The sequence below is a fragment of the Massilia cellulosiltytica genome (assembly GCF_047325105.1).
Classification (GTDB): Bacteria; Pseudomonadota; Gammaproteobacteria; order Burkholderiales; family Burkholderiaceae_D; genus Telluria; species Telluria orientalis.
Genome location: NZ_CP168562.1, coordinates 6315368 through 6340200, shown reverse-complemented (window position 1 = coordinate 6340200; position 24833 = coordinate 6315368). Strand labels below are relative to the sequence as shown.

Below are 24833 nucleotides of genomic sequence, written 5' to 3'. Positions count from 1 at the left end.
ATCACCGACAGGAGCACATCATGGCAAAGATCGCCATCGTTACCGGCGCCAGCCGCGGCCTTGGCCGCAATACCGCACTGCACATCGCCCGCGGCGGCGGCGACGTCATCCTCACTTACCAGAATCGCGCGGACGATGCCCGTGCGGTCGTCGACGAGATCCGCGCGCTGGGCCGCAGGGCGCTGGCGCTGCGGCTGGACGTCGGCGACACGGCCGGCTTCGCGCTGTTCGTCGAGCACGTGCGCGCCGGCCTGCGCGACGTCTGGCAGCGCGACCGTTTCGACCACCTCGTCAACAACGCCGGCCACGGCGACATGGCCGCGATCGAAGACACGACGGAGGCGCAGTTCGACCGCCTGATGAACGTCCACGTGAAGGGCGTGTTCTTCCTGACGCAGGCGCTGTTGCCGCTGCTGGCGGACGGCGGCCGCATCGTGAACCTGTCGTCCGGACTGACGCGCGTGTCGTATCCCGGCTTTGGCGCGTACGCGGCGGCCAAGGGCGCGGTCGAAGTGCTGTCCGTGTATCTGGCCCGGGAACTGGGCCGGCGCGGCATCACCGTCAACACGGTGGCGCCGGGTGCCATCGAGACGGATTTCCTCGGCGGCGCCGTGCGCGACACGCCCGACCTGAATGCGGTCTTCGCGCAGATGACGGCGCTCGGTCGCGTGGGCGTGCCGGACGACATCGGACCGGTGATCGCCAACCTGCTGGGCGACGGCAACGGCTGGATGACCGGTCAGCGCATCGAAGTGTCGGGTGGCCAGGTGATCTGATTCAGGCGGCGTCCAGGCGCTGCTGCGCGTCCGCGACGTCGCGCATCGGCGGCTTGCCGAACATGCGCCCGTATTCGCGCGTGAACTGCTGCACGCTTTCGTAGCCGACCGCATACGCGGCATGGCTGGCATTGACGCCTTCGGCCAGCATCAGGCGGCGCGCCTCGATCAGGCGCAGCTGTTTCTGGAATTGCAGCGGGGAGAGCGACGTCACGGCGCGAAAGTGCTGGTGAAACGCGGACGGGCTCATGCCTGCGACCTCGGCCAGCTTCTCGACGGGCAGCCGCTGCGTGTACTCGGCGCGCAGCAGGGCGACGGCGCGGGCGACGCGGCGCACGTGGCTGTCCGGCAGGCCCAGGCGCCGGATGGCTGCACCATGGCGTCCGGCCAGCAGCCAGTAGTGGAACTCGCGTATCAGGGCCGGCTGCAGCACCGGCAGCGCGGCCGGGCGGTCGAGCAGGCGCATCAGGCGCAGCGCCGAGTCGGCGGCGTGGCTGTCGGTCGACTCGATCCGCACCGGCGCGCCGTCGGCGTCGCCGCTGGCCGCCATGTCCGTCGCCAGGGTGGCGATGACGGCCGGGTCCAGGTCGAGCACGAGCGAATAATAGGGCGCGGCCACGCTCGCCTCGGTGACCTGGCTGGCCGTCGGCACGTCGGCGGTGATGACGAGGGAGTCGCCGGCGCGGAAGGTGAAGGACTGCGTGCCCATCGTGACGTGCTTGGCGCCCTGCAGCACCAGGCATACCAGCGGGCGCTGGATCTGGTAACTCAGTTCGGTGCGTGCGGCCGCGCGGATCGCCGTGAGGCCCCGAATCGGCGTCGACGCGGCACCGTCGCGGCCGACGTGGGCGTCCGCGTACCTGCGCACGGCATCGAGCAGTGAAGTGTCCATGTGGACTATGGTAAAGAAAAGGGCCCGCAAGCGGGCCCTGAGTGAAGTGCTTTTCTGCGGTATTGCGGCGGGCCGGAAGCCGGTCGCGCAAACTTCTGTTTCTTAATCCTTGTGCAGCATTGCTGCTAAGAATGCTATTTAATCAGTTAAGTTGACGTTCGGCAAACAGAAAACAATCGTGCGCTGACGAAAAACAACACTGTTTCCACAATGCACCAAGCCGGCCAGGCGTCCATCGGTGCCGTAAAAGCTTTATAATTCAGGGTTTTGATGATTTTTGCGGAGTATTCAGATGCCGATTTACGCCTACCGCTGCGATGAATGCGGTTTTGCCAAGGATGTGCTGCAAAAGATTTCCGATCCGGTTCTGACCGTTTGCCCTTCGTGCGGCAAGTCATCGTTCAAGAAGCAAGTCACCGCCGCCGGTTTCCAATTGAAAGGTACCGGCTGGTACGTGACCGACTTCCGCGGTGGCTCTGCGCCGGCAACCGGCACGGCCCCGGCGGCGACGTCGTCCGACAATGGCACGGGCAGCAGCAGCACCGACGCGTCGCCCGCGCCGGCGCCGGCCGCCGCGCCGGCGAAGGACAGCAGCAGTACCTGACCGCGGCGCCGGCCCATCGCGGCCGGCGCATAATGAGCACCCGACAAATCCTCGGACGAGATCCGTCACGACAATCGATGCGTAAATATTTCATTACAGGCGCGCTGGTCCTGGTTCCCCTGGCGATCACGGCCTGGGTACTGAACTTCGTGATCAGCACGCTGGACCAGTCGCTCGTGCTCGTACCGAGCGAGTGGCAGCCGCGCACGTACATCCCTGGCCTCGGGGCCATCATCACGCTGGCCATCGTGTTCCTGACCGGCGTGCTGACCAATAACCTGGTCGGCAAATGGTTCGTGCGCATGTGGGAGCGGCTGCTGCAGCGCATTCCCGTCGTGAACTCGGTCTACGGCAGCGTCAAGCAGGTGTCGGACACGCTGTTCTCGTCGTCGGGCAACGCGTTCCGCAAGGCCGTCCTGATCCCGTACCCGCACGAGAATTCGTACACGATCGCCTTCCTGACCGGCGTGCCGGGCGGCGACGTCAAGAACCACCTGGTGGGCGAGTACGTGAGCGTGTACGTGCCGACCACCCCGAACCCGACGTCCGGCTTCTTCCTGATGATGGAAAAGAGCCGCGTCGTGGAACTGGACATGTCGGTCGACGCGGCCCTCAAGTACATCGTCTCGATGGGCGTCGTGGCGCCGCCGCCGCCGCTGGATGCGGCGGCCGGGGCGCCCGCCCCCGCCACCGCGGAATAGAACCAACAACGCAGCAAAGAATCCAGGGCCAGCCATGAGCGGGCCCACCGAATCAACCAACCAGGATCGAAAAACTATGTCCTCCATGCGTACTCACTACTGCGGCCTCGTGACCGAAGAGCTGCTGGGCCAAACCGTCAGCCTGTGCGGCTGGGTGCACCGTCGTCGCGACCACGGCGGCGTGATCTTCATCGACCTGCGCGATCGCGAAGGTCTCGTGCAGGTCGTCTGCCACCCCGACAATGCGGAGGTCTTCAAGGTCGCCGAGCACGTGCGCAACGAGTACTGCCTGCGCGTGACGGGCACCGTCGTGAACCGCCTGGAGGGCACCGCCAACGCCAACCTGAAGTCGGGCAAGATCGAGATCAACACCACCAAGCTGGAAGTGCTGAACGCTTCGGTGCCGGTGCCGTTCCAGCTGGACGACGACAACCTGTCGGAAACCACGCGCCTGACGCACCGCGTGCTCGACCTGCGCCGCCAGCAGATGCAGCACAACCTGCGCCTGCGCTACAAGGTGTCGATGGAAGTGCGCAAATACCTGGACAACCTCGGCTTCATCGACATCGAGACCCCGATGCTGACCAAGTCCACGCCGGAAGGCGCGCGCGACTACCTGGTGCCGTCGCGCGTCAACCCGGGCAACTTCTTCGCGCTGCCGCAGTCGCCGCAGCTGTTCAAGCAGCTGCTGATGGTCGCCAACTTCGACCGCTACTACCAGATCACCAAGTGCTTCCGCGACGAAGACCTGCGCGCCGACCGCCAGCCGGAATTCACCCAGATCGACTGCGAAACGTCGTTCCTGACGGAGCAGGAAATCCGTGACCTGTTCGAAGACATGATGCGCGTCGTCTTCAAGAACGCCGCCGGCATCGACCTGCCGAACCCGTTCCCTGTCATGGACTTCGCCACCGCCATGGGCTCCTATGGTTCGGATAAGCCGGACATGCGCGTGAAGCTGCAGTTCACCGAACTGACGGAGCTGATGAAGACCGTCGAATTCAAGGTCTTCAACAACGCCGCCAACATGGTGGGCGGCCGCGTCGTGGGCCTGCGCGTGCCGCAGGGCGGTTCGATGCCGCGTTCGGAAATCGACGCGTATACGCAATTCGTCGGCATCTACGGCGCCAAGGGCCTCGCCTACATCAAGGTCAACGAGAAGGCCAAGGGCCGCGACGGCCTGCAGTCCCCGATCGTCAAGAACATCTCGGACGACGTCCTGGCGAAAGTGCTGGAACTGACCGGTGCCGAAGACGGCGACCTGATCTTCTTCGGTGCGGACAAGGCCAAGGTCGTGAACGACTCGATGGGCGCGCTGCGCGTGAAGATCGGCCACTCGGAATTCGGCAAGAAGGCCGGCCTGTTCGAAGACAAGTGGGCGCCGCTGTGGGTCATCGACTTCCCGATGTTCGAGTACGACGAGGACGGCGACCGCTGGAACGCGACGCACCACCCGTTCACGGCACCGAAGGACGGCCACGAAGACATGCTTGAGACGAACCCAGGCGCCTGCATCGCCAAGGCCTACGACATGGTCCTGAACGGCTGGGAACTGGGCGGCGGCTCGATCCGTATCCACCGCGAAGAAGTCCAGAGCAAGGTGTTCCGCGCCCTGAAGATCGATGCGGAAGAAGCGCAGCTGAAGTTCGGCTTCCTGCTCGACGCGCTGCAGTACGGCGCCCCGCCGCACGGCGGCCTGGCGTTCGGCCTGGATCGCCTGATCACGCTGATGACCGGCTCCGAGTCGATCCGCGACGTGATCGCGTTCCCGAAGACCCAGCGCGCGCAGGATCTGCTGACCAACGCGCCGTCGGAAGTCGACGAGAAGCAGCTGAAAGAGCTGCATATCCGTCTGCGTAACGAGCCGAAGGTCGCGTAAGTAAAACCGTCGTCACGGTTTGAATCGTCGTCCCCGCGCAGGCGGGGATCCAATCTTGCTTGCGTCTCGACTGCGCATGGAACTTGGGTCCCCGCCTCCGCGGGGACGACGTTGTTTGACGCTACAATATGGGCATGCCCCATAAGATTCCCGAATCCGTCCTCGTCGTCATCCACACCGCCGACCTGGACGTCCTGCTGATCGAACGCGCCGACCGCCCCGGCTTCTGGCAATCCGTCACCGGTTCCCTCGACCGTCCCGACGAACCGCTGCTGGAAACGGCCACGCGCGAACTGTTCGAGGAAACGGGCATCGTGGCCGACGGCGAGCGCATCGTCCTCAAGGACTGGCTCTTGTCCAACGTCTACGAGATCTACCAGACCTGGCGCCACCGCTACGCGCCCGGCGTCACCCACAACACGGAACACGTGTTCTCCGTCTGCGTCCCGCGCGACATCGCTATCACCCTCGCGCCGCGCGAGCACCTGCAATATGCATGGCTGCCGTTGTTGGAAGCGGCAGATCGGTGCTTCTCCTCGTCGAACGCGGAAGCGATCCTGCAATTGCCCTGCCACGTGGACGACAAATAACGCTTGTTTCTCAATCGTGCGTGGCGGGAATTGTGCTATTTTCCCTTGCTTTATAGCAATCGAAAGCCGCCTACTCGCATGCGCAGCGCAAGACATCTGAAGTTCGTCGCCCTGGCCGTCTTCATCGTCATGGTGTTGATCGCGGCGGTGCCGTTCTGGCTGAACCGCTCCGTCAACGATCTGCTGGCGCAATCGCGCGCCGAACTGCGCGCGCAGCAGCGCCTCGATGACATCCTGACATCCATGCGCGACGCCGAGACGGCGCAGCGCGGCTTCGTCATCACTGGCAACGACGTCTTCCTCGAACCGTACGAACAGGTCCGGCGCACGCTGCCCGAAGTGCTGCACGACGCCAAGGACAAGGCGCCCACGGATGCCGAGCGGGCCACCGCGTGGCGCATCGCGCGGCTCGCGGAACTGAAGCTGGCGGAACTCGACGAGACCATCCAGCTGCGTCGCCGCGCGGGATTCGAGGCGACGGAACACGTCGTCAGCTCCCTGCGCGGCAAGCAGTACATGGACGACATGCGCCGGCTCGTGGCGGCGGAAGATGCGCGCAGCATGGCGCGGCACGACGCGTTGCAGGCCGACCTGCTGGCCCGCTCCGCACGCTCGTTCACCGTGAGCGTCGCTGCCACGGCCTGCAACATCGTCGCATTGGGGATCCTGCTGCTGCTCATCATGCGCATGCTGCGCGCGCGCCGCGTCCTCGCCGGACAGCTGGAAACGCAGGCCGGCGAGCTTGCGGAGGCCGTCGGGCTGACGACGCGCCACAACCGCGAACTGAAGCAGGTTGCGGAACTGCTGCGCGCCGTGGAGGCCGTGCCGTCGGTCCCCGATGCCGCGCCCGTGATCGCGCGTTCGCTGCCGAAGCTGCTGCCCGGCGTGTCCGGCACGCTATTCCTGCTGCGCGACGAAGACGACCATGTGCTGGACCGGCATACGCAATGGGGCACGCCGTCCGAGCAGCCGTCCGAGATCGACATCGAGTCCTGCTGGTCGCTGCGCCACGGGGCGCGCTACCGCACGGCGAGTTCCAGCGACCTGCCGTGCGCGCACTACCGCAGGCCGGCGGATGAAACGACCGCGCGCCTGTGCATCCCGCTCGTCACGCACGATGAACTGGTGGGCATGCTGCACCTTGAGGGCCTGGCCGCCGGTCCGGCTTACGAAGAACAGGAACGCCTCGCGGTGACGGTCGCCGAGCAGCTCGCGCTGGCGCTGGGGAATGCGCGCCTGCGCGAATCGCTGCGCCGGCAATCGGTGCTCGATCCGCTCACGGGCCTGTTCAACCGGCGCCATTTCGACGCCGCGCTGAAACGCGAGCTGGCGCGGGCGCGCCGCAAGAACGTGCCCGTGAGCCTCGTGCTGGTCGACATCGACCATTTCAAACGTGTCAACGACGACTACGGCCACGCCGTCGGCGACGCCGTGCTGCGCACCATCGCGCAGCAGCTGCGCCTCGGTATCCGCGAAGGGGACATCGCCTGTCGCTACGGCGGCGAGGAAATGGTACTCTTGCTTCCGGAATGCGCGGCGGCGGACGCGGGCACGCGCGCGGAGGCGATCCGCATCGCGCTGGCCGCCATCGTGCCGCACCCCGAGGGCGAGGGGCCGGAGAAGGTGACGGCGTCGTTCGGCGTCGCGGCCTATCCCGCCCACGCCCAGGATGCCGAGGCGCTGTTCTGGGCGGCCGACAAGGCGCTGTACCGCGCCAAGCAGCAAGGCCGCAACCGGGTGATGACGGGCGCCTGATTGTGGCGCCGCCGCCGGGATTGTGTCATCAGTTCCACATGGCAACAAATGTTTCTTGACCGAAATAGGTGGGAGTTGATACTTTCGGTCTGGAAGGAGGCGTTTTCATGGCCGATACAGTCACTATCCCAATCGACCAGGTCCAGATCGGCCTGTATGTCTACCTGGACCTGAAATGGTTCCAGCACCCGTTCGCGTTCAGCCATTTCAAGGTCAAGACCGAGGACCAGCTGCGCATCCTGCGCGGCCTGGGCCTGGCCACGGTCCGCGTCGATCCCGCGCTCAGCGACGGGCCCATGCCCACGGCCGCGCCGGCAGCGGCGCAGCCTGTGCCGGCGGCGCCGGTGTCGCCGGAGGCGCGTGCCGAGTCGCCGGTCATGGCGGCGAAACGGGAGATGATGGAACGCATCCGCGAGCAGCGCGAGAACGCGGCCCGCATCGAGCAGGCGTTCGTGAACACGGCGCGCGCGATCCGCGACATCGACCGCAACCTGTTTTCCCAGCCGGCCGAAACGGTCCGCGTGGCTGGCAAATTGATCGGCCAGATCACGGAGTCGATCCTGTCCGCGCCCGAGCTGGCGATCAACCTGATGGGCGACAAGCTGGGCGGCGAGGAAATCTATGTCCACTCGCTCAACGTCACGATGCTGTCGATGATGATCGCGCGCGACATCAAGCTGCCGCACGAGGTGGCCAGCCTGCTCGGCATGGGCGCGCTGTTCCACGACGTCGGGACGAAGAACATCCCGGACAAGGTGCTGAACAAGCTCGATGCCTACAACCACGCCGAGCAGGCGCTGGTCGAAACGCATTGCGAGGGTGGCTACGAGATCGGCAGGAAGCTGGGCCTCGCGGCACCCGCGCTGGCCATCATCCGCGACCACCACGAGATGTTCGACGGCAGCGGCTATCCGCACCACCTGCAAGGGGAGGCGATCAGCATCCTCGCCCGCATCGTCGCGATCGCGAACCATTACGACGAATTGTGCAACCCGCGCAACCCGGCCGATTCGCTCACGCCGCACGAGGCGTTGTCGCTGATGTTCGCCAAGATGCGCAGCCGCTTCGACCCGAAGCTGCTGCAGGTGTTCATCCGCTGCCTCGGCGTGTACCCGCCGGGCACGATCGTCCAGCTGGCCAACGGCGTCGTCGGCATGTGCGTCAACGTCAACACCGCCAAGCCGACCAGGCCGCAGGTGATGATCTACGAGGCCAGCGTGCCGCGCGAGGAAGCGATCGTCGTCAACCTCGAGACGCAGCCGGACCTGAACATCGTGAAGTCGATCCGCCCGTCCCAGGTGCCCAAGGACATCTACAACTACCTCAGCCCGCGCAAACGCGTCAGCTATTACTTCGACGCGGGTGACCCGGCGCGGAGGAGCCAGCCATGAACCTGCACCAGCTGATGGTCGACCACAGCCCGCACATGGTGATGCTGGTCGACCCGGCCGACCTGCGCATCCTCGTCGCCAATCGCAAGGTCGAACAGACGCTCGGCTACGCGGCCGCGCAGCTGCGCGACATGCTCATCACGGACATCGAAAGCTCGCTGCAGGACGTGTTCTACTGGGAAGAGGTGCGCGCCGGCCAGTATCTCGGCTTCGAGGCGCAGGAGGGCGAGTACCTGTGCGCCGACACGTCGCTGCTGACGGTGATGAAGTCGGTGGACGTACTCCACGACGGCGACCGCCCGCTGCTGCTCGTGCGCGCGCAGGACTGCCGCCACGAGCGCCAGGTCGAGGCCCTGCTCGAGCAGACCCTGGCCCAGTTGCGCACGACGCTGGAGTCCACCGCGGACGGCATCCTCGTGGTCGACTGGCACGGCAAGATCACGAGCATGAACCGCCTGTTCTCGGCGATGTGGGAGATCCCGGCCGCGCTGCTGCAGGCCGGCGACGACGACGGCATCGTCGAATACATCGCGGGCCAGGTGGAGCAGGGCGACCTGGTCCGCAGCCAGCTGCGCCAGGTGGCCGATACGACCGAGACGCAGGACCTGTTCCGCCTGAAGAACGGCCGTTTCTTCGAATGCCGCTCGCGTCCGCAGTTCCTGGGCGAGCGCATCATCGGGCGGGTGTTCGGCTACACCGACGTCACCGAGCGCCACCGGGCCGAGGAAGCGCTGCGCGAGTCGCGCGACCAGCTCGAATCGAAGGTGCGCGAACGCACGCGCGCCCTGCAGGAGGCGAATGCCACGCTGGAAAAGGAAAAGGCGCGCCAGGCGGAGCTGATCAAGAAGCTGGGTGAGGCCCAGAGCCAGCTGCTGCAGTCGGAGAAGATGGCGTCGATCGGCGTGCTGGCGGCCGGCGTCGCGCACGAGATCAACAACCCGATCGGCTTCGTCAATTCGAACCTGGGCAGCCTGCAGCGGTACGCCCAGGGCATGCTGCGGCTGCTCGACAGCTACGCGGCGCTGGAAGGCGCGTTCAGCCCCGAAGACCGGGCCGGCATCGCGCGGGTAAAAGACGAAGTCGACGCCGAGTACCTGCGCGAGGACCTGGAGCCGCTGCTGCGCGAATCGCTCGACGGCATCGACCGCGTGCGGCGCATCGTGCAGGACATGAAGGATTTCTCGCACGTGGACGGCGGCGACCTGCAGTACGCCGACATCGAGGCGGGCCTGAACAGCACCCTGAACGTGGTCTGGAACGAGATCAAATACAAGGCCGAGGTGACCAAGGAGTATGGGAGCATCCCGCAGATCGAATGCTATCCGTCGCAGCTGAACCAGGTCTTCATGAACCTCCTGGTCAATGCGGCGCACGCGATCGAGAAGCACGGCCGCATCACGCTGCGCACGGCCCACGACGAGAAGCACGTGTGGATCGAGGTGGAGGATACCGGCACCGGCATCCCCGAGGACCGGCTGGGCCGCATCTTCGAGCCCTTCTTCACGACCAAGCCGGTGGGCAAAGGCACGGGTCTCGGCCTGTCGCTGTCGTACGGGATCGTGCAGAAGCACGGCGGCCGCTTCGAGGTGCAGAGCGAAGTGGGCAAGGGGACCCTGTTCCGCGTCGTCCTGCCGCGCTTCCAGCCGGTGCCCGAGGCGGGCGTCGTCATCTAATCGCCAACCTGGAACTTCCTGGGGCCGGCCGAGTCAAAATTCAGGAAACCGTCCTGCGAACTCATCAATCCGCGTAATTTTGAGAGTTTTGGCATGGCCAATTCTGCTCGATTGTTACATCGGGCAGTTTTTCTCCATTGTACAAACGGAATTAAATTTACTCAAATTTGATGCACACAATACAATCGCTTGTTTGACAGCTAGAAATGATTTCATTAAGTTCCACAAGTCGTTTCTGGCGACTTTTCAATTTAGCAATGTCCAACAAAGGGAGGAATCATGAGCGAACGCAGACACGAGCAGAAGGTCAAGGACGTTGGCGTCGATAACGATTACCTGTGCATCGAGCTATTGAGCGGTCTCCGCCTGATGGGTCCGTTGCGCACCAATCCGGTCTACCGCGACCCCGTCATCCCACCGGAAGCGCGTCCTCTGCCGACCGGCGATTACATGCGCGCCGTCGCCCCCTGAGCAGTCCCAACGCCTTTCCCGGCCAGAAGCCGGGAAAGGCGCCCACCGGCGCACGATTGCGCTCCCCGCCCCGGAAAGGCACGGACTGATGGGGTTACAATGTTCCCATGAAAATCCGTGTTGCGACCTACAACATCCACAAGGGCGTCTCTTCCTTCCGTAGTACGCCGCGCGTGTTGGCGCTGAAAAAAGCCATCGGTGCCTTCGATGCGGACGTCGTGTTCCTGCAGGAGGTGCAGGGCCGGCACGACCGCTACCAGGCCCGCTACGGCGAAAAGGTGCGCACCCCCCATCATCACTGGCCCGAAAAGGCCCAGCACGAGTTCTTTGCGGGTGAAAACCTGCATGCCGCCTATGGTATGAATGCCGTGTACGACCATGGCCACCACGGCAACGCGCTGCTGTCCGGTTTTCCGATCTCGAACCAGAACAACCACGACGTTTCCGACCACGCCTACGAACAGCGCGGCATCCTGCATTGCGTGCTGGAGACCCCGTCCGGCAATGTCCACTGCTACGTCGTGCACCTGGGCCTGTTCGAAGTCAGCCGCCGGCGCCAGACCGAGGCGCTGGTCCAGTGCGTGCAGGACTCCGCACGTCCGGACGAGCCCGTTATCATCGCCGGCGACTTCAACGACTGGCGCAATACCCTGAGCGATTGCCTGCGGTTGAAACTGGGCGTCGTTGAGGTATTCGATGAACTGGAGCGGCCGGCGCGGTTCGGCGCGCGGATCGGTGATATGGTGCGGAATGCGGCCGGGCGCGAAAAACGCCTGGTGCCGGCGCGGACGTTTCCTGCCGCGCTGCCCTGGTTCCGGCTCGACCGGATCTATGTGCGCGGCTTCCAGGTCGAGCATGCCGAAGTGCTGCACGGCCCGCAGTGGGCGCGCCTGTCGGACCACGCACCGATCGTGGCCAACCTGCAGCTGGCATAGCGATGCGCACCGTTACGTATGTAGCCAACAACGACGTTACCCTCCTCGAAAGCGGCAGCACTTATTTCCCGGCGCTGCTGGCCGCCATCGACGCGGCCCGCCACGAGATCCTGTACGAGACGTATATCTATGCCGAGGACGACACGGCGCGCGCCGTCACCGACGCGCTGATCCGTGCCGCGCAGCGCGGCGTCAAGGTGCGCGTGCTGGCCGACTGGTTCGGCACCGGCAACCGCGTCGCCTTGCGGCTGAAAGAGGAATTCTGCGCGGTCTGCGTGCATTATCGGATGTTCAATCCGTGGTTCAAGCGCGGTGCCGCGCGCAGCCACCGCAAGATCGCCGTCATGGACCGCGAAGTCGCGTTCGTCGGCGGCATCAACACGAACGACGACAACCTGCACGATTACGAGCCGCACGCGCCGCTGCCGGCACCCCGCTGGGATTTCGCCGTGCGCGTGCAGGGGCCGCTCGTCGCGGAAATCCACCGCGAAGCCCAGGCCCAGTGGACGCGGGCCGGGCATCTACCGCTCGTCCGTCGGATTAATTTGTTCCGGGAAATGCGCAAGCAGCCGGCCGCGCTGGGCGACCACCCCATGCGCGCGGCGTTCGTCGTGCGCGACAACCTGCGCAACCGCCGCACGATCCAGCGTGCCTACCTGCAGGCGATCGGCCGTGCGCGCAAGCGCGTGCTGATGGCCACGCCGTATTTCGCGCCGGGCCGCAAGTTCCGCGAGGCGCTGTGCCAGGCCGCGCGGCGCGGCGTCGATGTATGTTTGATGATCGGCGTCGGCGAGTTCCGCATGCAGGATGCCGTCGCGTCGTCGTTCTACCCGCAGCTGCTGGCGGCCGGCGTGCGCATCGTCGAGTACCGCAAGACGCAGCTGCACGCGAAGGTCTGCGTCGTGGACGACAACTGGGCCACGGTCGGCTCCAGCAACTGCGACGGGCTGTCGCTGTTCGTCAACCAGGAAGCGAACGTCGTCGTGCGCGATGCGCAATTTGCCGGCACGCTGGCCCGCCAGATCGAGCGGGGCGTGGCCGATGGCGTGCAGGTGTGCCTGGATGATCTGCGGCAACTCGGTTGGGTGCGCCGCTGCGGCCACGAAATGGCCTATCTTCTCTATAAATTGACCATGCGGGTCGTCGCGATCGGCTACGCATGATGGAAAGACGCTATGACAGAGAGTGACAACGTAAGGATCGACAAATGGCTGTGGGCCGCGCGTTTTTTTAAGACGCGCTCGCTGGCGGCGGATGCGGTCGACCGGGGCCGCGTGCGGATCGGCGGCGAGCCCGTCAAACCCGCCCGCTCCGTGAAAGTCGATGATAAGATTTTCATCGACAACGGTTCGAACCGCTGGGAGGTGGTCGTGCTGGGCCTGTCCGACAAACGGGGGCCGGCACCCGTCGCCCAGGCGTTGTACCGCGAGACGGAAGAGAGTATCGTCCGTAGGGAAAACGATCAGGAAGCACGCCGTTTGTTCCCCGAACCGGGCAGCACGATCAAGGGCCGCCCGACCAAGCGCGACCGCCGCGCCATCACCCGTGCGGGCGGCTGACGACACACTAGAACGTCGCCTCTAAGTTCCCGTTTGACATTTCACGGCTGGTAGATAATAGTACGAGCGTTCGGATTTTTTCGGTAGATCAAATCCACTCTTACGCGAGGCAATTATTAATACGACAGCTAAATCGATGAGCATGCGCAAGGGCGAGATGACGCGGGCCGCCATCCTCGATGTTGCGCTCGAGCTCGCCAGCCGCGACGGTCTGGAAGGCCTGACGATCGGCCTGCTGGCCGACCGCATGAATATGAGCAAATCGGGCGTGTTCGCGCACTTCGGGTCGCGCGAAGACCTGCAGATCGACGTGCTCAAGCTGTACCACCGCCGCTTCGAGCAGGAAGTCTTCTTCCCCAGCCTGAAAGAATCCCGCGGCCTGCCGCGCCTGGAGGCGATGTTCAATCGCTGGCTCAAGCGCGTCTCGGTCGAGATCGCGTCCGGCTGCATCTATATCAGTGGTGCCGTCGAATACGACGACCGCCCGGGGCCGATCCGCGAAGAACTCGTCGCCATGGTCCGCACGTGGCAGGGCGCCCTGCTGCGCTGCGCGCAACAGGCGATCGACTGCGGCGACCTGAAGCCGGGCACCGACCCCGAACAACTCGTGTACGAGATGTATGGCCTCGTGCTGGCGGTGCACCACGATGCGCGCTTCCTGCGCATCCCGGGCACGGTCGACCGCGCGCACCGCGGCTTCGCGCGCCTGGTCGAAGATTACCGCAATCCCAACAAGCAAAACAGCCAGGCGGATACCGCCAGCGCCCAGTAATTCACACAAAATATTCACCTGTCAGGAGAACAACCATGGGTCAGTACGTCGCGCCACTTCGTGATATGCAGTTCGTTCTGCACGAGTTCCTCAACGTCACCGAAGAATTCAAGAACCTGCCGGCGTACCAGGAGATCGACGCCGACATCATCAACCAGGTGCTGGAGGAAGGCGCGAAATTCACGCAGGAAGTGCTGTTCCCGCTGAACCACAGCGGCGACCGCGAAGGCTGCCACTACGACGCCGCCACCAAGACCGTCACCACGCCGAAGGGTTTCAAGGAAGCCTATAAACAGTACGTGGAAGGCGGCTGGGCTGCGCTGGCCTGCGATCCGGAATACGGCGGCCAGGGCCTGCCGGTCTCGCTGAACAACTCGTTCTACGAGATGCTGAACTCCTCGAACCAGGCATGGACCATGTACCCGGGCCTGTCGCACGGCGCGTACGAGTGCCTGAAGGAACACGGCACCGACGACCAGAAGAAGTTCTACCTGCCGAAGCTCGTCTCGGGCGAATGGACCGGCACGATGTGCCTGACCGAAGCGCACTGCGGCACCGACCTGGGCCTGCTGCGCACGAAGGCCGAACCGCAGGCCGACGGCACCTACAGCATCACCGGTTCGAAGATCTTCATCTCGGCCGGCGAGCACGACATGTCGGAAAACATCGTCCACCTGGTGCTGGCCCGCCTGCCGGACGCACCGGAAGGCTCGAAAGGCATCTCGCTGTTCCTCGTGCCGAAGTTCCTGCCGAACGCCGACGGTTCGGTCGGCGCCCGCAACGGCATCACCTGCGGCGCCATCGAAGAAAAGATGGGCATCCACGGCAACTCGACCTGCCAGATGAACCTGGACGGCGCGATCGGCACCTTGATCGGCCAGCCGCACAAGGGCCTGAACGCGATGTTCGTATTCATGAACGCCGCCCGCCTGGGCGTCGGCATGCAGTCGCTGGGCCTGACCGAAGTCGCGTACCAGAACGCGCTGGTCTATGCGAAAGACCGCATCCAGATGCGCAGCCTGTCGGGCCCGAAGTCACCGGACAAGCCGGCCGACCCGATCATTGTCCACCCGGACGTGCGCCGCATGCTGCTGACCGCCAAGGCGTATGCCGAAGGCGCGCGCGCGCTGACCTCGTACGTCGCGCTGCAGATCGACCGCGAACTGAACCACCCGGACGAAGAAGTCCGCAAGGAAGCCGCCGGCGAAGTCGCGCTGCTGACTCCGGTCGTGAAGGCCTTCATCACCGACAACGGCTGGATCGCCACGTCGGAAGCGATGCAGGTGTACGGCGGCCACGGCTACATCGCCGAGTGGGGCATGGAGCAGTACGTGCGCGACGCCCGCATCAACATGATCTACGAAGGCACCAACACGATCCAGTCGCTGGACCTGCTCGGCCGTAAGATCCTGATGGACAACGGCGCCAAGCTGCGCGCGTTCGGCGAGAAGATCAAGGCGTTCGTCGAAGACAACGGCCTGGATGAGCAGATGTCCGAATTCGTGAGCCCGCTGGGCGAACTGGGCGAGAAGGTCGGCAAGCTGACGATGGAAATCGGCATGAAGGCCTTCCAGAACCAGGACGAAGTGGGCGCCGCCGCCGTGCCTTACCTGCGCGTCGTGGGTCACATGGTGTTCTCGTACTTCTTCGCGCAGATGGCGAAGATCGCACTGGCCAAGAAGGATTCGGGCGACAAGTTCTACGAATCGAAACTGGCGACCGCACGCTTCTACTTCGCCCGCCTGTACCCGGAAACCGCGATGCTGATCCGCCAGGCACGTTCGGGTTCGTCGAACCTGATGGCGCTGGACGCCGACCTGTTTTAAACACGCACCATCAAATCTACCCGTCGTTCCCGCGAAAGCGGGAACCCATGCTGAGCATCGGAACTCGAATCATTGAGCAGCAAGGCTCCGCGTCCGACTTCGGTGCTTCAGTATGGATCCCCGCTTTCGCGGGGACGACGACCTAACTAAGGATTACGAGAGATGACTAATTTCATCGTCAAGAAAGTCGCCGTGCTGGGCGCCGGCGTGATGGGCGCGCAGATCGCTGCGCACTGCGTCAACGCCAAGGTCCCGGTCGTGCTGTTCGACCTGCCCGCGAAAGAGGGTAACAAGAACGGCATCGTTCTGAAGGCCATCGAAAACCTGAAAAAACTGTCGCCGGCCCCGCTGGGCAACAAGGAAGACGCGGCGCTGATCGAAGTCGCCAACTACGAGGACAACCTCGACGTGCTGGCCGGCTGCGACCTGATCATCGAAGCCATCGCCGAGCGCATGGACTGGAAGCACGACCTGTACAAGAAGGTCGCGCCGCACATCGGCGCGAACGCGATCTTCGCGTCGAACACGTCGGGCCTGTCGATCGAGAAGCTGGCCGAAGGCTTCGACGCCGAGCTGAAATCGCGCTTCTGCGGCGTGCACTTCTTCAACCCGCCGCGCTACATGCACCTGGTCGAACTGATCCCGACCGCCGCCACGAAGCCGGCAATCCTCGACCAGCTCGAGACCTTCCTGACGTCCGTGCTGGGTAAAGGTGTCGTGCGTGCGAAAGACACGCCGAACTTCATCGCCAACCGCGTCGGCATCTTCGGCATGCTGGCCACGATCCACGAAGCCGAGAAATTCGGCCTGTCCGTGGACGTCGTCGACGACCTGACCGGCGCCAAGCTGGGCCGCGCCAAGTCGGGCACGTTCCGCACGGCGGACGTCGTCGGCCTGGACACGATGGGCCACGTCATCAAGACGATGCAGGACAACCTGCAGGACGACCCGTTTTTCGGCGTGTACAAGACGCCGGACGTGCTGGCCAAGCTGATCGAGAAGGGCGCGCTGGGCCAGAAGACCGGCGCCGGCTTCTATAAAAAGGTCGGCAAGGACATCCTGCGCCTGGACACCGCCACCGGCGAATACGTGCCGGGCGGCGCCAAGGCGGCGGACATCGTCGCACGCATCCTGAAAGAAAAGGATCCGGTCAAGAAATTCAAGGCGATGCGCGAGTCGACCAACCCGCAGGCGCAGTTCCTGTGGGCGATCTTCCGCGACGCCTTCCACTACATCGCGTTCCACCTGGACTCGATCGCCGACAACGCGCGCGACGTCGACTTCGCGATGCGCTGGGGCTTCGGCTGGAGCGTCGGCCCGTTCGAAACGTGGCAGGCCGCCGGCTGGAACACCATCGCCCAGTGGGTCAAGGAAGACATCGAAGCGGGCAAGGCCCTGACCGATGCACCGCTCCCAAGCTGGGTGTTCAGCGCACCGGTCGCGGAGAAGGGCGTGCACACGCCGGAAGGTTCGTACTCCGTCACGAAGAACGCCTATGTGCCGCGTTCCGACCTGCCGGTCTATGAACGCCAGCAGTTCCGCGCACCGGTCGTGGGCGCGGGCGGCGACGATCCGAAGACCGCCGGCACCACCGTGTTCGAAGACGATGCCGTGCGCCTGTGGCACTCGGGCGACGAGGTCCTGGTCATTTCGCTGAAGACGAAGATGCACGTGATCGGCGACGGCGTCATCAAGGGCATCCAGCGCGCGCTGGCCGAAGCCGAGAAGGGTTTCAAGGGCATCGTGATCTGGAATACCGATGCGGCCGACGGCGGCGCGTTCTCGGCCGGCGCCGACCTGCAATCGGCCCTGCCGGCCTTCATGGCGGGCGGCGCGAAAGCGATGGACCCGATCGTCAAGGAACTGCAGGACACGTTCATGGCGATGAAATACTCGAACATCCCAGTCGTGGCCGCGGTGGCGGGTCTCGCCCTGGGCGGCGGCTGCGAGATGGCGCTGCACGCATCGAAGCGCGTCGCCTCGATCGAGTCGTACATCGGCCTCGTGGAAGTGGGCGTCGGCCTGGTGCCGGCCGGCGGCGGCCTGAAGGAAGCGGCAGTGCGCGCGGCCAATGAAGCCAAGGGTAACGACATCCTGCAATTCCTGAAGACCGGCTTCACCAACGCGGCCACCGCGCAGGTGTCGAAATCGGCCCTGGAAGCGAAGGCGATGGGCTACCTGAAGGACGACGACATCATTGTCTTCAACCCGTACGAACTGCTGCACGTGGCGAAAGTCACCGCGCGCTCGATGTTCGACGCCGGCTACCGCGCACCGCTGCGCCGCCCAGTGACCGTCACCGGCCGCTACGGCTGGGGCACGATCCGCGGCCAGCTGGTCAACATGCGCGACGGCGGCTTCATCTCCGCGTACGACTACCAGCTGGGCGACACGATCGCGGAGATCGTCTCCGGTGGCGACATCGACCAGGGCAGCGTCGTGTCCGAGCAGTGGCTGCTCGACATGGAACGCAAGGCATTCGTTTCGCTACTGAACAATCCGAAGACCCAGGAACGCATCATGGGCATGATGCAAAACGGCAAACCGGTGCGTAACTGATCGCGGCGCGGACACTAAGGACTACTGACATGAGCAAACAACTTCAAGACGCATACATCGTCGCAGCGACCCGCACCCCGATCGGCAAGGCGCCGCGCGGCTTCTTCAACAAGACCCGTCCGGACGACCTGCTGGTGGCCGCCATCCGCGGCGCGATGGCCGCCGTGCCGAACCTGGACCCGGCGCTGATCGTCGACGCCATCGTCGGCTGCTCGTTCCCGGAAGCGGAGCAGGGCTTCAACGTGGCCCGTAACGCCGTCGTGCTGGCCGGCCTGCCGAACACCGTCGGCGGCGTGACCGTCAACCGCTACTGCGCCTCGGGCATCACGGCGCTGGCCATGGCCGCGGACCGCATCCGCGTCGGCGAGGCCGACGTGATGATCGCCGGCGGCGTCGAATCGATGTCGATGGTACCGATGATGGGCCACCACCCGTCGATCAACATGGAGACGTTCAAGGACGAGAACGTGGGTCTCGCCTACGGCATGGGCCTGACGGCCGAGAAGGTCGCCGCCCAGTGGAAGGTGAGCCGCGAAGACCAGGACGCCTTTGGCCTGGAATCGCACCGCAAGGCGATCGCCGCCCAGCAGGCCGGCCTGTTCAAGGACGAGATCACCCCGGTGGAAATCGTCACCCGCACGCCGGACCTGGCGACGGGCGAGATCAAGGTGAAGCGCCGCACCGTCGACCTGGACGAAGGCCCGCGCGCCGACGCCAGCATGGAAGGCATGGCGAAGCTCAAGCCGGTCTTTGCCGCCAAGGGCAGCGTGACGGCCGCGACGTCGTCGCAGATGTCGGACGGCGCCGGCGCGCTGATCGTCGTCAGCGAGAAGATCCTGCGCGAACACAACCTGACCCCGCTGGCCAAGTTCTCGTCGTTCGCCGTGCGCGGCGTGCCGCCGGAGATCATGGGCATCGGTCCGAAGGTCGCGATTCCCGCAGCGCTGGCCGCCGCCGGCATCACGCAGGACCAGCTGGACTGGATCGAACTGAACGAAGCCTTCGCGGCACAGGCACTGGCCGTCATCCGCGACCTGAACCTGGACACCAGCAAGGTGAATCCGATGGGCGGCGCGATCGCCCTGGGCCACCCGCTGGGCGCGACCGGTGCGATCCGCGCCGCGACCGTCGTCCACGCCCTGCGCCGCAACAACCTGAAGTACGGCATGGTCACCATGTGCGTCGGCGCCGGCATGGGCGCGGCGGGCATCATCGAACGCGTGTAATCCACACGACGTGAACGGAAGGGTGGGTGCGGCACAACCGTTCCCACCCTTTTTTTATACGAACAAGCGAGACACCGAATGGACATCCTGACCACCACCGCCGACGGCATCCTCACCCTCGAATTCAACCGCCCGGAACGCAAGAACGCCATCACGGGCGCCATGTACACGACCATGGCCGACGCGCTGCGCGCGGCCGACACCGACCCCGCCATCCGCGCCATCCTCATCACGGGCAAACCCGAGATCTTCACGGCCGGTAACGACCTGGAAGACTTCCTGCACAACGTGGGCGAAGGCGCGATGACGGAATCCCGTCCCGTGTTCCAGTTCATGCGCGCGCTGGAAGGCTGCAGCAAGCCGGTGGTCGCGGCCGTCGCCGGCACGGCCGTCGGCATCGGCACCACGCTGCTGATGCACTGCGACCTCGTCTACTGCGCCGACAACGCCAGGTTCTCGATGCCGTTTTCCCAATTGGGCCTGTGCCCGGAATTCGCGTCGTCGCTGCTCGTCGCGCAATCGGCCGGCTACACCCGCGCTGCCGAAAAGCTGATGCTGGGCGAAGCCTTCGGCGCGCAGGAAGCGTTCGAGATGGGCATCGTGGCGCGCGTGCTGCCGGCCGCAGAGCTGCTCGCGTTCGCGCAAGGGCAGGCCGCCAAACTCGTGAAACTGCCGGCGGCGTCGATCCGCACGACCAAGGCCTTGATGAAGCGCTCGCGTGCAGCGCTGGTGAAAGACACCATCGCGGCGGAGAACGAACGGTTCAGTGCCATGCTGACCGGTGCCGAGGCCAAGGAAGCCTTCACGGCGTTCTTCGAGAAGCGCAAGCCGGATTTTTCGAAGTTCGATTAAATCCGGGCGTGCCATCAGTGCCATTCAGTTAGGGAACGACGAGTTTGTGGCTTGAGTGACTGGCATTGGGCGCGCCATCAACCGTCGGTCGAGACGGAGACCTCTTCCCAGGCATCCAGCTCGCGCCCCAGGTCGGCCAGCTTGCCCCGCACCAGTTGCAGCGCGTCGCTGCCGAGCAGCAGGTGCGTCGGCGGCGCGTCTGCCTCGATCACGGCCAGTATCGCGCGGGCCGCCTTGGCCGGATCGCCCGGCTGCTTGCCGCTCTTTGCCTCACGCGCCTTGCGCACCGGGTCGAACAGCGCGTCGTAGTCGGCAATCGAGCGTGCGGCTCGCTGCATCGAGCGGCCGGCCCAATCGGTGCGGAACGAGCCTGGTGCGATCGCGGTCACGGCGATGCCGAACGGTCGGACTTCCCTGGCAAGCGTGTCCGAGATGCCTTCCAGCGCGAATTTGCTGCCGCAGTAGTAGGCGATGCCGGGCATCGTGATGTAGCCGCCCATCGACGTGATGTTGACGATATGGCCGCGCCGGCGGGCGCGCATGAACGGCAGCACGGCTTTCATCATGGCGACCGGCCCGAAGACGTTGACGTCGAACTGGCGGCGCATGTCGGACAGCGGCGATTCTTCCAGGATGCCTTCGTGCCCGTAGCCGGCGTTGTTGACGAGGACATCGACGGCGCCGACGTTCGCTTCGATGTCCGCGACGACGCCGTCGATCGCATCGAATTGCGTCACGTCGAGGATGCGCGCGTGGGCGCGCGCCGGGCACATTGCCGCGAACGCTTCCGCGGCCTGCGCGTTCCTGACCGTGCCCACCACGCGGTGACCGTCGGCCAGCGCCTGTTGCGCAAGAGCGCGGCCGAAGCCGCTGCTGACGCCGGTGATCAGCAGGAGTTTATTGGGTGTCATGTCGTCTTTCCCGAGTTGATGAAAGCCGCATGTTATTCTTGGTGACATCACCAGATAAGCCAAAGTCGACTGTTTTTCTTGCCTAAAACTATGTCCAAGCCGACAGCCGCGGATGAAAGCGACGATCCGTCCGGCCACGCGCAGCGGCGCATGGTCGAGCTGCTGCGCGCATTGGCGCCGAACGAGGGCTACAACCTCACGGCGCTGCCTACCGTGCGGATCCTGCGTTCCGACCGCGCGTTGACGCGCACGCCGGTGCTCTACGATCCCGGAATCGTGATCGTTTGCCAGGGCCGCAAGCGCGGCTACTTCGGCGACAAATTGTATGTTTACGATGCGCAGCATTACCTGGCGGTCTCCGTGCCCGTGCCGTTCGACATGGAGACGGATGCGACGCCGGCGCAGCCGCTGCTCGCGCTGTACCTGCATCTCGATTTCGCCGTCGCCGCGGACCTGATGCTGCACATCGACCGCCATCCCTCGGCCGAACCTGCCCAGGCGCCGCAGAGCATGTTGTCGAGCCCCATCGATGCGGACATGCGTGGCTCGGTACTGCGTTTCCTGGAAGCGTTGAACCGGCCGCTGGAGGCGGCTGTACTGGGGCCGGGCCTGCTGCGCGAACTGTATTTCCGGGTGCTCACCGGTGCGCAGGGACGTTCGATGCGCGAGGCGCTCGCGCTGAAAGGCCAGTACGGGAAGATCGGCCGGGCGTTGCGCCGCATCCATGCCGGTTACGCGGAAGCGCTCGACCTGGCGCAGTTGGCGCGGGAAGCGGGCATGAGCATTCCAGCTTTCCACAGCCACTTCAAGGCGATCACGCAGACGTCGCCCATGCAGTACCTGAAGTCGACGCGGCTGCACCAGGCCCGCCTGCTGATGGTGCGCCGGGACCTGACCGCGGAAGCGGCGTGCCATGCGGTGGGCTATACGAGTCCATCGCAGTTCAGCCGCGAGTTCCGGCGGCTGTTCGGCTTGACCCCGGCAGCGGAGGCCAGGCGGATGCGGGCAACCTTTGCCATTCCGCCGGCGTTTCCCGGCGCCGAATTTGTGTCGTCGCACTGAACCTGGTGCACAATGGTTTCATGAACCTGCATCGCCTCGACCTCGTCTCTTTGTCCCTGTTCAGCCACGTGGTGCGCTCCGGCAGCATCAGCAAGGGCGCGCTGCTCGCCAACCTGGCCGTCGGGGCGGCGAGCAAGCGGATTTCCGACCTGGAGGCCGCCGTCGGCGCCGCGCTGTTCGAGCGCCACTCGCGCGGCATCACGCCCACCGCGGCCGGCCTGGCGCTCGCCCGGCACGCGCAGCGCATCCTCGGCGATGTGAACCTCCTCGCCGCCGAATTGCACGACCACGCCAGTGGCATCGTGGGCGTGGCGCGCCTGTGGGCCAATACCTCCGCCATCACCCAGTTCCTGCCGGCCGACATCGCCGCCTTCGCCAGGGCCAATCCGGCGATCCGGATCGAGCTCGCTGAGCTCAACAGCAACGAGATCGTGCTGGGCGTACTGGAGGGCCGCGCCGACATCGGCATCTTCGCCGACCGCACCCCGGCCCTCGGCCTGCACCTGATGCCGTATCGCGAAGACCGCCTCGTACTCGTGGTGCCGGCCGGCCACGCGCTCGCGCGCCGGCGCAGCCTGGGCTTCGAGGAGGCGGCGGATTTCGACGTCGTCAGCCTGTCGCAGGGCACCTCGCTGGCGCAGCGTCTGCAGGCCGAGACGGAAGCGATGGGCCGGCGCCTGCGCGTGCGCATCCAGGTGCGCAGCTTCGATGCGATGTGCCAGATGGTGGCCGCCGGCCTGGGCGTCGCGGTGCTCCCCGCCGACGCCGTGCGCGCGCTCGTGCGCTCGCTGAACCTGCGCCAGATCCCGCTGACGGATGCGTGGGCGCGGCGCCAGCTCCTGATCGGCGTGCGCGACCTGGAAACCCTGCCGCACCACGCGCGCCTGCTCGTCGACCATCTGGGCGCCGGGGCGTAGCACCGGGGAGCTTTCGCGAAACGCGAAAGCGGGGTTCACACCTTGGTCATTCCGCGCCCGAGGGAGTGCTGCCAGAATCGCACCATCACGCCACCAAGAGCGTGTTTCATTCGACGACTATCCATCCGGAGACAACAATGAGCAAGATTCTTTCCGCCCCGGCGGGCGCGGCCGACGCCGCCGTGCCGGACATGGCGCGGATCGTGGCGAAGGTGGCATGGCGCATCATGCCCCTCATCATGATCTGCTACCTGTTCGCCTTTTTCGACCGCATCAACATCAGCTTCGCCAAGTTCGCGCTGCAGAGCAGCCTGTCGCTTTCCGACACGGCTTACGGCCTCGGGGCCGGCCTGTTCTCGGTCGGCTACGTCCTGTTCGAAGTCCCCAGCAACATGATGCTGTACAAGGTCGGCGCGCGGCGCTGGATCGCACGCATCATGGTCTCGTGGGGCCTCGCCACCGCGCTGATGGCGCTGGTGCAGACCGAATGGCAGTTCTACGTGCTGCGCTTCGTGATCGGCGCCATGGAGGCCGGCTTCGCGCCCGGCGTGCTGTACTTCCTCACGCTGTGGTTCCCGACCGCGTACCGCGGCCGCATCACGTCGATGCTGTTCCTCGCGTCGGCATTCTCCGGCCTCGTCGGCGCGCCGGCCGCCGGTCTCGTGCTGGCCCACCTGGACGGCGTGCTGGGCATGTCCGGCTGGCACTGGCTGTTCCTCGTGGGCGGCCTGCCGTGCGTGCTGCTGGGCGCCGTCGTGTTCCTCGTGCTGAAGGACCGCGTCGAGGATGCGTCCTGGCTCGCTCCCGCGGAACGCGCGCTGCTGGCCGCGCGCATCGCCGAGCAGAACCGGAGCATTGGCAGCCACTCGCTGCTGGGCGCCCTCAAGACGCCAGGTTTCTTCACGCTGGGCCTCGTCTACTTCCTGATCCAGGTGAGCTCCTATGGCCTGAACTTCTGGGCGCCGCACATGATCCGCAGCGCCGGCACCACGAGCCCGACGACCATCGGCCTGCTCACGGCGGTGCCCTACCTGTGCGGCGCGATCGCGATGGTGGTCGTGGGCCGGCTGTCGGACGCCAGCGGCGAGCGCACGAAGTTCGTGATCGGCCTCGTGCTGCTGGGCGCGCTGGGCTTTTGCGGCGCCGGTCTGTTCGACCACCAACCCGGCCTGCTGGTCGCGGCACTGGCCGTGATGGGCGCGGGTGTGGTAGCGTCGATCCCCGCGTTCTGGGCGCTGCCGCCGAAACTGGTGACGGGCGCCGGCGCGGCGGGCGGCATCGCGCTGATCAATACGCTGGGACAGCTGGGCGGCATCGTCAGCCCGGTGATGGTGGGACGCATCAAGGACGTCACCGGCAGCACGACGCCCGCCCTGTACGTGATCGCGGCGCTGAGCGTGGTCTGCGCCGGTGTGCTGGCGTTCGGCCTGCCCGAACGGCTGCGCCAGCGCGAACAATCTGCAAACTGACGAGGACAAGATG

The 24833-nt window shown here is 65.3% G+C and carries 22 protein-coding genes; 20 read left to right on the top strand and 2 right to left on the bottom strand.

Annotated elements, in window-relative coordinates; genetic code table 11:
- Positions 1-20: 20 nt before the first annotated feature.
- Complete coding sequence (locus ACEN9H_RS27780; protein ID WP_413672846.1) at positions 21-776, top strand: SDR family NAD(P)-dependent oxidoreductase; 756 nt, start codon at positions 21-23, stop codon at positions 774-776.
- A gap of 1 nt (position 777) precedes the next feature.
- Here the strand turns inward: ACEN9H_RS27780 and ACEN9H_RS27775 are convergent, their stop codons facing one another.
- Positions 778-1668: an AraC family transcriptional regulator gene (locus ACEN9H_RS27775; protein ID WP_413672845.1), complete on the bottom strand. Its 891-nt coding sequence runs from the start codon at positions 1666-1668 to the stop codon at positions 778-780.
- Between the two features lie 292 nt (positions 1669-1960).
- Here ACEN9H_RS27775 and ACEN9H_RS27770 point away from each other — a divergent pair, with 292 nt between their 5' ends.
- The 16 genes from ACEN9H_RS27770 (at position 1961) to ACEN9H_RS27695 (ending at position 20461) form a co-directional block, all read left to right on the top strand.
- The gene (locus ACEN9H_RS27770) at positions 1961-2272 is read left to right on the top strand and encodes an FmdB family zinc ribbon protein (protein WP_413672844.1); all 312 of its coding nucleotides are present in this window, start codon (positions 1961-1963) and stop codon (positions 2270-2272) included.
- Between the two features lie 77 nt (positions 2273-2349).
- The gene (locus ACEN9H_RS27765) at positions 2350-2973 is read left to right on the top strand and encodes a DUF502 domain-containing protein (RefSeq protein ID WP_413672843.1); all 624 of its coding nucleotides are present in this window, start codon (positions 2350-2352) and stop codon (positions 2971-2973) included.
- 85 nt (positions 2974-3058) lie between these two features.
- The gene (gene aspS, locus ACEN9H_RS27760; protein ID WP_200948878.1) at positions 3059-4852 is read left to right on the top strand and encodes an aspartate--tRNA ligase; all 1794 of its coding nucleotides are present in this window, start codon (positions 3059-3061) and stop codon (positions 4850-4852) included.
- A gap of 134 nt (positions 4853-4986) precedes the next feature.
- A complete protein-coding gene (gene nudB, locus ACEN9H_RS27755; RefSeq protein WP_413672842.1) occupies positions 4987-5442 on the top strand; it encodes a dihydroneopterin triphosphate diphosphatase in 456 nt (151 codons plus the stop codon).
- A 78-nt stretch (positions 5443-5520) separates the two neighbouring features.
- Entirely contained in the window at positions 5521-7197 is a 1677-nt protein-coding gene (locus ACEN9H_RS27750) for a diguanylate cyclase (RefSeq protein ID WP_413672841.1), read from the top strand.
- A gap of 107 nt (positions 7198-7304) precedes the next feature.
- The gene (locus ACEN9H_RS27745) at positions 7305-8588 is read left to right on the top strand and encodes an HD-GYP domain-containing protein (protein WP_413672840.1); all 1284 of its coding nucleotides are present in this window, start codon (positions 7305-7307) and stop codon (positions 8586-8588) included.
- Complete coding sequence (locus ACEN9H_RS27740; RefSeq protein WP_413672839.1) at positions 8585-10261, top strand: ATP-binding protein; 1677 nt, start codon at positions 8585-8587, stop codon at positions 10259-10261. The genes ACEN9H_RS27745 and ACEN9H_RS27740 overlap by 4 nt, the downstream gene beginning before the upstream one ends.
- A gap of 279 nt (positions 10262-10540) precedes the next feature.
- Positions 10541-10732 (top strand): hypothetical protein, encoded by a 192-nt coding sequence (locus ACEN9H_RS27735; protein ID WP_413672838.1) that lies wholly within the window; start codon positions 10541-10543, stop codon positions 10730-10732.
- Between the two features lie 107 nt (positions 10733-10839).
- Positions 10840-11667, top strand: a complete 828-nt coding sequence (locus ACEN9H_RS27730) for an endonuclease/exonuclease/phosphatase family protein (RefSeq protein WP_056126690.1) — start codon at positions 10840-10842, stop codon at positions 11665-11667.
- A gap of 2 nt (positions 11668-11669) precedes the next feature.
- The gene (gene clsB, locus ACEN9H_RS27725) at positions 11670-12830 is read left to right on the top strand and encodes a cardiolipin synthase ClsB (RefSeq protein ID WP_413672837.1); all 1161 of its coding nucleotides are present in this window, start codon (positions 11670-11672) and stop codon (positions 12828-12830) included.
- Positions 12831-12842: 12 nt separating this feature from the next.
- A complete protein-coding gene (locus ACEN9H_RS27720) occupies positions 12843-13226 on the top strand; it encodes an RNA-binding S4 domain-containing protein (protein ID WP_056126693.1) in 384 nt (127 codons plus the stop codon).
- A gap of 142 nt (positions 13227-13368) precedes the next feature.
- Positions 13369-13998, top strand: coding sequence for a TetR/AcrR family transcriptional regulator (locus ACEN9H_RS27715; RefSeq protein ID WP_056126731.1), 630 nt, complete (start codon positions 13369-13371; stop codon positions 13996-13998).
- Between the two features lie 35 nt (positions 13999-14033).
- Positions 14034-15824: an acyl-CoA dehydrogenase C-terminal domain-containing protein gene (locus tag ACEN9H_RS27710; protein ID WP_413672836.1), complete on the top strand. Its 1791-nt coding sequence runs from the start codon at positions 14034-14036 to the stop codon at positions 15822-15824.
- A 162-nt stretch (positions 15825-15986) separates the two neighbouring features.
- A complete protein-coding gene (locus tag ACEN9H_RS27705; protein WP_413672835.1) occupies positions 15987-18383 on the top strand; it encodes a 3-hydroxyacyl-CoA dehydrogenase/enoyl-CoA hydratase family protein in 2397 nt (798 codons plus the stop codon).
- A gap of 29 nt (positions 18384-18412) precedes the next feature.
- Entirely contained in the window at positions 18413-19609 is a 1197-nt protein-coding gene (locus ACEN9H_RS27700; RefSeq protein ID WP_056126699.1) for an acetyl-CoA C-acyltransferase, read from the top strand.
- A 78-nt stretch (positions 19610-19687) separates the two neighbouring features.
- Entirely contained in the window at positions 19688-20461 is a 774-nt protein-coding gene (locus ACEN9H_RS27695; protein WP_413672834.1) for an enoyl-CoA hydratase, read from the top strand.
- A 77-nt stretch (positions 20462-20538) separates the two neighbouring features.
- Here ACEN9H_RS27695 and ACEN9H_RS27690 read toward each other — a convergent pair whose 3' ends face one another.
- Positions 20539-21372: an oxidoreductase gene (locus tag ACEN9H_RS27690; RefSeq protein WP_413672833.1), complete on the bottom strand. Its 834-nt coding sequence runs from the start codon at positions 21370-21372 to the stop codon at positions 20539-20541.
- 90 nt (positions 21373-21462) lie between these two features.
- Here ACEN9H_RS27690 and ACEN9H_RS27685 point away from each other — a divergent pair, with 90 nt between their 5' ends.
- The 3 genes from ACEN9H_RS27685 (at position 21463) to ACEN9H_RS27675 (ending at position 24820) form a co-directional block, all read left to right on the top strand.
- A complete protein-coding gene (locus ACEN9H_RS27685) occupies positions 21463-22434 on the top strand; it encodes an AraC family transcriptional regulator N-terminal domain-containing protein (protein WP_413672832.1) in 972 nt (323 codons plus the stop codon).
- 20 nt (positions 22435-22454) lie between these two features.
- The gene (locus tag ACEN9H_RS27680; RefSeq protein ID WP_413672831.1) at positions 22455-23351 is read left to right on the top strand and encodes a LysR substrate-binding domain-containing protein; all 897 of its coding nucleotides are present in this window, start codon (positions 22455-22457) and stop codon (positions 23349-23351) included.
- A 191-nt stretch (positions 23352-23542) separates the two neighbouring features.
- Entirely contained in the window at positions 23543-24820 is a 1278-nt protein-coding gene (locus ACEN9H_RS27675) for an MFS transporter (RefSeq protein ID WP_413675643.1), read from the top strand.
- The last annotated feature ends 13 nt before the right edge of the window (positions 24821-24833 follow it).